Here is a 7,889-nt window from a genome sequence, read left to right on the forward strand (position 1 = left end):
CTCGCGCGCTCGGGGGCCGGGGCTCCGGTCCACGACTCCGTGGGGGCGGACGGTCAGATGACCGTCTCGGCCTCCAGGTAGCGGTCGGCCGGCACGGTCTTCAGCTCGGCCACCGCCTCGCCCAGCGGCACCAGGTTGATGGCGGTGCCCTGCAGCGCGGTGATGTGCCCGAAGGCGCCCTTGTGGACGGCCTCCACGGCGTGCCAGCCGAACCGGGTGGCGAGCACCCGGTCGTAGGCGGTCGGGGTGCCGCCGCGCTGGGTGTGTCCGAGGATCACCGGACGGGCCTCCTTGCCGAGCCGGTGCTCCAGCTCGCGGGAGAGCTGGGTGGCGATGCCGGTGAACCGCTCGTGGCCGTAGATGTCCTTGGTGCCCTCCTCCCAGTGCATGCTGCCGGGCTCGGGCTTGGCGCCCTCGGCGCAGACCACGATGGCGAACTTCTTCTGCCGGTCGAAGCGCTCCCGGACGACGTCGGTGAGCTTCTCGATGTGGAACGGGCGCTCCGGGACGACGATCGCGTGGGCGCCGGCCGCCATGCCCGCGTTCAGGGCGATCCAGCCGGTGTGCCGGCCCATGACCTCGACGACCATGACCCGCTGGTGCGACTCGGCGGTGGTCTTCAGCCGGTCCAGCGCCTCGGTGGCGACCGAGACGGCGGTGTCGAAGCCGAAGGTGACGTCGGTGCAGGCGATGTCGTTGTCGATGGTCTTCGGCACGCCGACGATCGGCAGGCCCGCGTCGCTCATCAGCTTGGCGGCCTTCAGGGTGCCCTCGCCGCCGATCGGGATCACCGCGTCCAGGCCCAGGTCCGCGCAGTACTGCTTGGCGCGCTCGACGCCGTCGCGCAGGTGGCTGGGCTGCACCCGGGAGGAACCGAGGATCGTGCCGCCCTGGGCGAGGATGCCGCTCACCGAGTCGAGGGTCAGGGGCCGGTGGTGCCCCTCCAGGAAACCGCGCCAGCCGTCCTCGAACCCGATGATCTCGTCGCCGTGGTCGACCACCCCCCGGTGGACCACGGAGCGGATCACCGCGTTCAGGCCGGGGCAGTCACCGCCGCTGGTCAGCACTCCAATACGCATTGCTTTGCAACTCCCGAGCAGAACCGAGGAACGGCCGGACTACAGGCTGGGACGACGGACCGTCACCGTAGCGGGCCGTACCCGCGCCGGGATGGCGCGGAGATGGCCGTCGGGTGAAGGACCGGCCGATCCGGACAGAACATCCGAAACCGGCCGTGGGTGTCGAGCATACGGCGCCTGCGTCCGGCCGGGCAGGAGCCGACGCGGGAGCGGCGCCTTCGGCGCCCCCGCGTGGAAAGTGCAGCCTGCTGCCGAGGAGGGTGTGCAGCCGGCAGCCCCGGGGAGGGGCAGCCCCATTGTCGTACGTTCCGGCCCGTCCGTGGACCGGGTGACCGCATGGCGGGCACCCGGTCGGGCGGGCGCGGGACGTGCTACGCGGGGCGCGTCGTGGCCGCGATGCGCTCGGCGCGCAGCGCGTCGTACCAGGTGGTGTCGGCCGGCGGCAGGGCGTTCACGTCCAGCGCCAGCTTGATCAGCATGTCCGCGACGCCGGGGTTGCGCGCCATCACCGGGCCGTGCAGGTAGGTGCCGAAGACGGTGTCCCGCCAGGCGCCCTCGGTGCCGTCTCCGGTGCCGTTGCCCCGGCCGGCGGTGACCCGGGCGAGCGGGCTGACGCCCTGGCCGAGGTGGGTCACGCCCTGGTGGTTCTCGAACCCGGTCAGCTGCGGCAGGCCGAGCCGCTGGTCCACGTCGGCCAGCACGTCGCCGACGCAGCGCTCGCCCTCGCCGCGGGTGGTCCACACGTCCAGCAGGCCCAGGCCCGGCTCCCGCTGGCCGAGGTCGTTGACGAACTCGTGGCCGAGGATCTGGTAGCCGGCGCAGACCGCGAAGATGATCGCACCGTTCTCGGAGGCCCGCACCAGGCCGGAGTCGTTGCGCAGCCGCTCGGCGGCGAGCCGCTGCGGACGGTCCTCGCCGCCGCCGATCAGGTAGATGTCGCCGCTGGTGGGCACCGCCTGGTCGGAGCGGACGTCGATCCGGGTCACGTTGAGATGGCGCTGGCGGGCCCGGCGCTCCACGACCAGGGCGTTGCCCCGGTCGCCGTAGGTGCTGAGCAGGTCGGGGTAGACCCAGACCACGCGCAGGCTGCTCTCACTCATCCTCGAAGGCCTTCCATGACGTACGTGCGGTGGACTGCTGGGGCGGCTGCCGGGCGCCGGTCCGGCATCAGCCGGCCACGACCTTCCGCAGCTGCTGGAAGGCGGTGTAGTTGGCGATCGCCTCGATCCGGCCGGGCGGGGCCATCCGGACGGCCTGCTCCAGCGAGTCCACGACGTGGAACTGCAGCCCGGCGACCTCCAGGCGCACCGCCAGGTCCAGCTTGCGCTGGCCGAGCACGAACACCGGGTGCCCGGCGAGCCGCTCGTAGTCCACGTCCCACAGCCAGGAGGTGTCGGTGCCGTCGGCGTCGAGCGCGTTGACCGAGAGCACCACCGGGGTGGGCGGGCCGTCGATCAGGGAGAAGGTCTCCAGCCAGCCGGCCGGGTTCTTGGCCAGCAGCAGCCGGATGTCCCGGCCCTGGTACTGGACGACGTCGTAGCGGCCGGCCACCGCGGTGACCGAGCGCATCCGCTCCAGGGCGACCTGCGGGGCGACCCCGAACACGGCGGCGACGGCGGCCGAGCTGGTGGCGTTGGCCAGGTTGGCCCGGCCGGGCAGCTGGAGCTGGATCGGCCAGGCGCCGCGCTGCGGGTCGATCACATGGGTGCCCTGCAGCGCCCAGTGCGGGTTGGGGCGCCGGAAGCCGCACTCCTGGCAGAACCAGTCGTCGCCGGGACGCTGCATCACACCACCGCAGGCGGGGCAGGACCAGGCGTCCTCCTTCCACGCCTGTCCGGCGGCCACCCAGACCACCTTCTTGCAGGAGGAGGCGGCCCAGGTCACCAGCGGGTCGTCGGCGTTGGCGATCACCACGGCCTCGGTGTCCTGGAGGCCCTCGCGCCACTTCTCCGCCATCATGCGGGTCTCGGCGGCGCGGTCCAGCTGGTCGCGGGAGAGGTTGAGCAGGGCGATCGCCTTGGGGCGGGTGTCCCGGGCCACCATCGCCAGGTACTTCTCGTCGACCTCGATGACGCCGAAGCGGGCGTCCGAGCCGCCGGCCAGGGCGGAGGTGATGCCGGCCGGCATGTTGGCGCCCAGCGCGTTGGAGACCACCGGACCGGCGGCGCGCAGCGCCTCGGCGATCAGGCGGGTGGTCGTGGTCTTGCCGTTGGTGGCGCTGACCAGCACGACGTCGAGGTTCTCGGCGAGGGTGGCGAGCAGATCGGGGTCGAGCCTCAGGGCGACCTTGCCGCCGATCACCGAGCCGCTGCCGCGCCCGGCCTTGCGGGAGACGGCCGCGGCCACCTTGCCGGCGGTCACCGCGATCTTCGCGCGCGCCGGCAGCGAGGCGTCGCGTGCGCCTGTGGGCTCCGATTCGGTGCCTGCCATGCTCAGTGGTTCCTCCTTGCTGCGGCACCGCCCGGGCCGGACTGCGGGCCGTGGGGCGGCGGGGACGGGATCAGCCTACCGACTCCGCCGCCGGGCTCGGCGCCCCGGACCCCGCGCCGCCTGCTGGGACGCGCCCGGAGGACCCCCGCGGGCGGTCCTGGCCCGGGGCCGGGACCGGCGGTGTACGGAGGGGCCGTTCGCCGTGGGGGACGCGCGGGCGGGGCGCGGCGGTTCCGCGCGCCGGTTCCGTGCGGTGGGTCCCCGGGCCGGTCGCCGGGGCCGGGTCCCCGGGCCGGGAGGTGCCCGTGGTGAGCCTGGTGACCTTGGTGAGGGTGTGGTGAAGAAATGACCGGATGATTACCGGCCCGGGCGGGTCTGCCAGGGCACCGGAAGCTCCTCGGCCGCCTCCGCCAGGTGCGCGGTGATGACCAGCGTGCCGTCCTCCACCTGGTAGTCCAGCGGCGCCGCCAGCCGGCGCATGGTGGCGATCAGCCCGGAGTTGGACGACTGGGTGACCGCGTACACCGTCTCCACCCCGGCCTCCAGGGCCAGCGCCGACATCCGCCGCATGAGGTCCAGGCCCAGCCCGCGCCGCTGCCAGGCGTCCTCGACCAGCACCGCCACCTCGGCGCTGTCGTCGTCCCACATCAGGTGCCCGAGGGCGACGATCCGCCCGTCGGCCGTCTCCACCGCCAGCGTCTGGCCGTGCCGGGCGTCGAGCAGGTGGTCCAGATAGCGGTCGGCGTCCCGGACCGGCCCGTGGTAGCGCTTGCGCAGGGCCTCGGGGGAGCAGCGGTGGTGCATCGCCAGCGCGGCCTCCTTGTCGGCGGCGTCCGCGCGCCGGACGGTCAGGTCGGCGCCGGCGGGCAGGCTCAGCCGGGCCCGGACGTCCGGCACCCGGGGCCCGAGCAGGGTGTCCAGCTCGACCAGCGCCTGGGCCCGGGCGAACTCGGTCGGGGTGAACGGCAGCTGCGGGCGGGTGAGCTCGATGAGGTCCCCGGAGGGAAGCGGCAGCCGCAGCACGTGCCCGTCCACCCCGGCGGCGTCGCGCGCGGCACCGCCCGGGTACTGCCGGATGCCGCACCGCCCGAACAGCCGGCGCAGCGCGATCGGCAGCTCGGCGGCGTCCAGCGCGGTCCGGGTGGCCAGCGCCAGGACGTGGGTCGGCACGTCCACCAGGTCGTGGGCGTCGGCCGGGCCGGTCCAGATGTCCTGCCCGCCGGCGCCGGCCACCAGCGCGGTGAGGTCGGCCCGGCCCAGCGAGCGCGGCGCGCGGACGAAGAACTCGTCCACGGCGCCGGCCGGCAGCGGGTGGGACTGCATCGAGACGATGTTCACGTGCCGGGCGGCGAAGGCCGCGCAGACCCGGGCCAGGCTGCCGGGGGAGTCCCGCACCGTGGTGCGGACCCGCCACAGCGCGGTCTCCTCGAAGTCGTGCAGCGGCCCCTTCAGCGGCTCGGCGGTGTCGGCCGGATCGGTGCCGGCCGGGTCGGTGGCGGCCGGTGGCGCGGGCGCGTCCGGAGCGGGCGGCCCGTGCAACCGGTACCGGTGCGACCACCAGGTGTGGAACAGCGCCGTGGCGAGCAGCGCGGTCGCGGACGCGGCGAGCACCACCGGCCCGTCCGGCCCGTGCACCACGAGCTTGGCCACCAGGTCGGCGGTGGTCACCGAGAGGAAGACGGCGGCGAGTTCCACCGCGTCGCGCCGCCACCGGTGGCCGCGGGCGCCACGGCGCTGGGCACGGGAGGGGTTCATGGTCGGGACGGTTCCGGGCTTCGGCTTCTCCAGGTGCTCCATGCCATCAATCTGCCGCTCCGGTGTTTCACGATCACGAATCCCCCGTGACCTGACGGTTAATGGTGCAGTGACGCGGCGACCTCGGCGCCCGAGGCCTTCACTTCCTGAACGAGGAGTTCCAGATCCGCCTCGGTGGTGGCCGGGTTGAGCAGGCAGGCGCGGAGCGTCTCGCGGTCGGCGAGGCGGGCGCCGGTGACGAAGGCGCGGCCGCGGCGCTGGACGGCGGCGGGCAGTTCGCGGTTGAGGGCGTCCAGCGCCGGTTCGGCGAGGCCGGGCGGGCGGAGGCGGAACGCGACGATCGAGGTCTGGACCTCGGCGAGCAGCTCCAACTCCGGGTCGGCGGAGACGAGTTCGCCGAGCCGGCGGGCGAGCGCGCTGGTGCGGGCGATGTCCCGGGCGAGGCCGTCGCGGCCGCGGTGGGCGATGGTGGCCCACACCTTGAGCGCGCGGAACGGACGGGTCTGCTCGGTGCCGTACTCGGAGAACCAGCCGAGGTCCCCGGCGGCCTCGTCGCGCAGGTAGGAGGGGACGAGGCTGAAGGTGGCGCGCAGCCCGGCCGGGTCGCGGACCAGCGCGCAGCCGCAGTCGACCGGGACGCCGAGCCACTTGTGCGGGTCGAGGGCGAGCGAGTCGGCCCGGCCGAGCCCGGCGTAGCGGTGCGCGATCACCGGGTCGAGCACGCCGAACGCGCCGTAGGCGCCGTCCACGTGCAGCCACAGCCGCTGCTCGGCGCAGAGGTCGGCGATCGGGTCGAAGGCGTCCACCGCGCCGGTGCCGACCGTCCCGGCCGAGGCGACCACCAGGAAGGGCAGCAGTCCGGCGGCCCGGTCGCGGGCGACGGCGGCGCGCAGGTCGGCGAGGTCGAGGCGCCCGTCGGGGCCGGTGGCCACGGTGCGCAGGTGCCTGCTGCCGAGGCCCAGCAGCTCGGCGGCCTTGCGGACGCAGGAGTGGGTCTCGCCGGTGACGTAGCCGACCAGCGGCGGCATCCCGGCCAGGCCGTCCTCGCGGACGTCCCACCCGGCGGCGCGCGCGGCCCGGTCGCGGGCGGCGGCCAGGCAGATGATGGTCGCCATCGAGGTGCCGGAGGTGAGCAGCCCGCCGCCGGCCGGGTGCGGGAAGCCGACCAGCTCGGCGATCCAGCGGACCACGGCCCGCTCCAGGTGGACGTCGGCGTGATCGCCGCCGGCCGAGCTGGGGTTCATCGCGGCGGCGGCCAGGGTGGCGAGCACGCCCGCCGAGGCCGGGGCGGAGTTCACCCAGCCGAAGAAGCGCGGGTGGCCGTTGCCCATCGGGTACGGCAGGACGTCGCGGCCGACCGCGTCCAGCAGCTCGGCGAGCGGGCGGCCGGCCGAGGGCAGCGGGGCGTCCAGCAGGGTGCGGCGGGCGGCGTCGTCCATCGGCCGCCAGACCGGGCGGGCGGCCAGCCCGGCCAGGTGGTCGGCGGCCAGGTCGGCGGCGGCGTGCGCGGCGGCGCGGAAGTCGTCGGAGGTCATGTGCGGCTCCGGGAGGGTGCGGGCCTGGTGGCGCGGCGTCCTCGGCGCACCCGGTCCCCGCGATCCTACGAAAGCGGGCCCGCGCCGTGCGGCGCGGGCCCGACAGGTGGGACGGCGGGCGTCAGTCCAGCGAGCTGGACAGACCGCTCGCGGAGCGGCAGTAGCCCTGCATCTCCTTGTCGGTGAACTTGGCGCAGAGCCGGCCGGCCGCCCCCGCCTCCGTGTAGTTCACCGTGTAGTAGCTGACCAGGCCCTCCGCGCAGGATTTGCGCTGCCAGCCGTCGGCGGCGGTGGCGCACTGCTGGGCGGCCCAGTCCTCGCGGTCCAGGTTGTACTTCATGGTGCGCGAGCCCACGCCCCGGCTGCAGTCCACCGCCCCGCCGGAGGCCTGGCCGCTCAGGCACCACTTCAGGGCCTCGGCGTACACCTCGGGGTGGTTCGGGTAGTCGTGCGAGGAGAGGTAGAAGGTCGGCGCGTAGAAGAAGCAGGCGGACTGGAAGAGCGCCGGCTGCTCCTTGCACGGGTAGAGCGGGTCCTGGGCGAGCTTGTCGGCGGGGAGGTTGGCCTTCGCCTTCTCGTCCTCCTCGTCCGGGCCGAAGAGCTGCATGAACAGGCCCTCGGAGCAGCGGATCCGGTTCTGGTCGGTGGTGAACAGGTTGCACAGCTCGCGCGCCTTGGCGACGTCCTGCTTGGCGACGAACATCGTGCCGTGGCCGACGCCGTGGATGCACGGGCCGCTGTTCTTGGGCGCGCAGAGCTTGACCAGGTCGGCCTCGGGCTGGGTCGAGGCGTTGAGCATCTCCTCGACGGCGCCGTGCAGGTAGCCGGCCGCGCAGGTCTCGTGCGGGAAGGAGATGACCTTCTGGAAGTCGGCGTTGAAGCGCTTGACCGCCGCGTGCCCGAGCTCATGGGCGATCGGGTGGCAGAACCGCACGGTGTACGGCAGCTGCTTGGTGATCTTGTCGAGGTCGGCCAGGGCGATGCCGGGGTCGCCGGCCTCCATCTCGGCCATCAGCTTGTTGCGCAGCGTCGAGCGGGTCCACACCGCCGGGTCGCCGGTCGCGGTGGCACTCGCGGCCGGCTGCGCGGC

The 7,889-nt window shown here is 74.2% G+C and carries 5 protein-coding genes and 1 pseudogene; all 6 read right to left on the reverse strand.

Annotation, left to right across the window (positions count from 1 at the left end; genetic code table 11):
• Positions 1 to 53: 53 nt before the first annotated feature.
• Entirely contained in the window at positions 54 to 1,079 is a 1,026-nt protein-coding gene (locus tag ABD308_RS12815) for a 6-phosphofructokinase (protein WP_344332840.1), read from the reverse strand.
• Positions 1,080 to 1,450: 371 nt separating this feature from the next.
• The gene (locus ABD308_RS12820) at positions 1,451 to 2,179 is read right to left on the reverse strand and encodes a type 1 glutamine amidotransferase (protein WP_344332842.1); all 729 of its coding nucleotides are present in this window, start codon (positions 2,177 to 2,179) and stop codon (positions 1,451 to 1,453) included.
• A gap of 67 nt (positions 2,180 to 2,246) precedes the next feature.
• The gene (locus ABD308_RS12825; RefSeq protein WP_344332844.1) at positions 2,247 to 3,509 is read right to left on the reverse strand and encodes a MurT ligase domain-containing protein; all 1,263 of its coding nucleotides are present in this window, start codon (positions 3,507 to 3,509) and stop codon (positions 2,247 to 2,249) included.
• Between the two features lie 357 nt (positions 3,510 to 3,866).
• Positions 3,867 to 5,306 (reverse strand): GNAT family N-acetyltransferase, encoded by a 1,440-nt coding sequence (locus tag ABD308_RS12830; protein WP_425554755.1) that lies wholly within the window; start codon positions 5,304 to 5,306, stop codon positions 3,867 to 3,869.
• A 56-nt stretch (positions 5,307 to 5,362) separates the two neighbouring features.
• Positions 5,363 to 6,799, reverse strand: a complete 1,437-nt coding sequence (locus ABD308_RS12835; protein WP_344332846.1) for a pyridoxal phosphate-dependent decarboxylase family protein — start codon at positions 6,797 to 6,799, stop codon at positions 5,363 to 5,365.
• A gap of 121 nt (positions 6,800 to 6,920) precedes the next feature.
• Positions 6,921 to 7,889: pseudogene (locus tag ABD308_RS12840) on the reverse strand (hypothetical protein); the annotation flags it as partial.

It is taken from the genome of Kitasatospora putterlickiae, from assembly GCF_039527695.1.
GTDB lineage: Bacteria > Actinomycetota > Actinomycetes > Streptomycetales > Streptomycetaceae > Kitasatospora > Kitasatospora putterlickiae.

Coding starts and splice junctions, on each gene's coding strand:
- ABD308_RS12815 (WP_344332840.1), bottom strand. CDS start 1,079: ATGCGTATTGGAGTGCTGACCAGCGGCGGTGACTGCCCCGGCCTGAAC.
- ABD308_RS12820 (WP_344332842.1), bottom strand. CDS start 2,179: ATGAGTGAGAGCAGCCTGCGCGTGGTCTGGGTCTACCCCGACCTGCTC.
- ABD308_RS12825 (WP_344332844.1), bottom strand. CDS start 3,509: ATGGCAGGCACCGAATCGGAGCCCACAGGCGCACGCGACGCCTCGCTG.
- ABD308_RS12830 (WP_425554755.1), bottom strand. CDS start 5,306: ATGGAGCACCTGGAGAAGCCGAAGCCCGGAACCGTCCCGACCATGAAC.
- ABD308_RS12835 (WP_344332846.1), bottom strand. CDS start 6,799: ATGACCTCCGACGACTTCCGCGCCGCCGCGCACGCCGCCGCCGACCTG.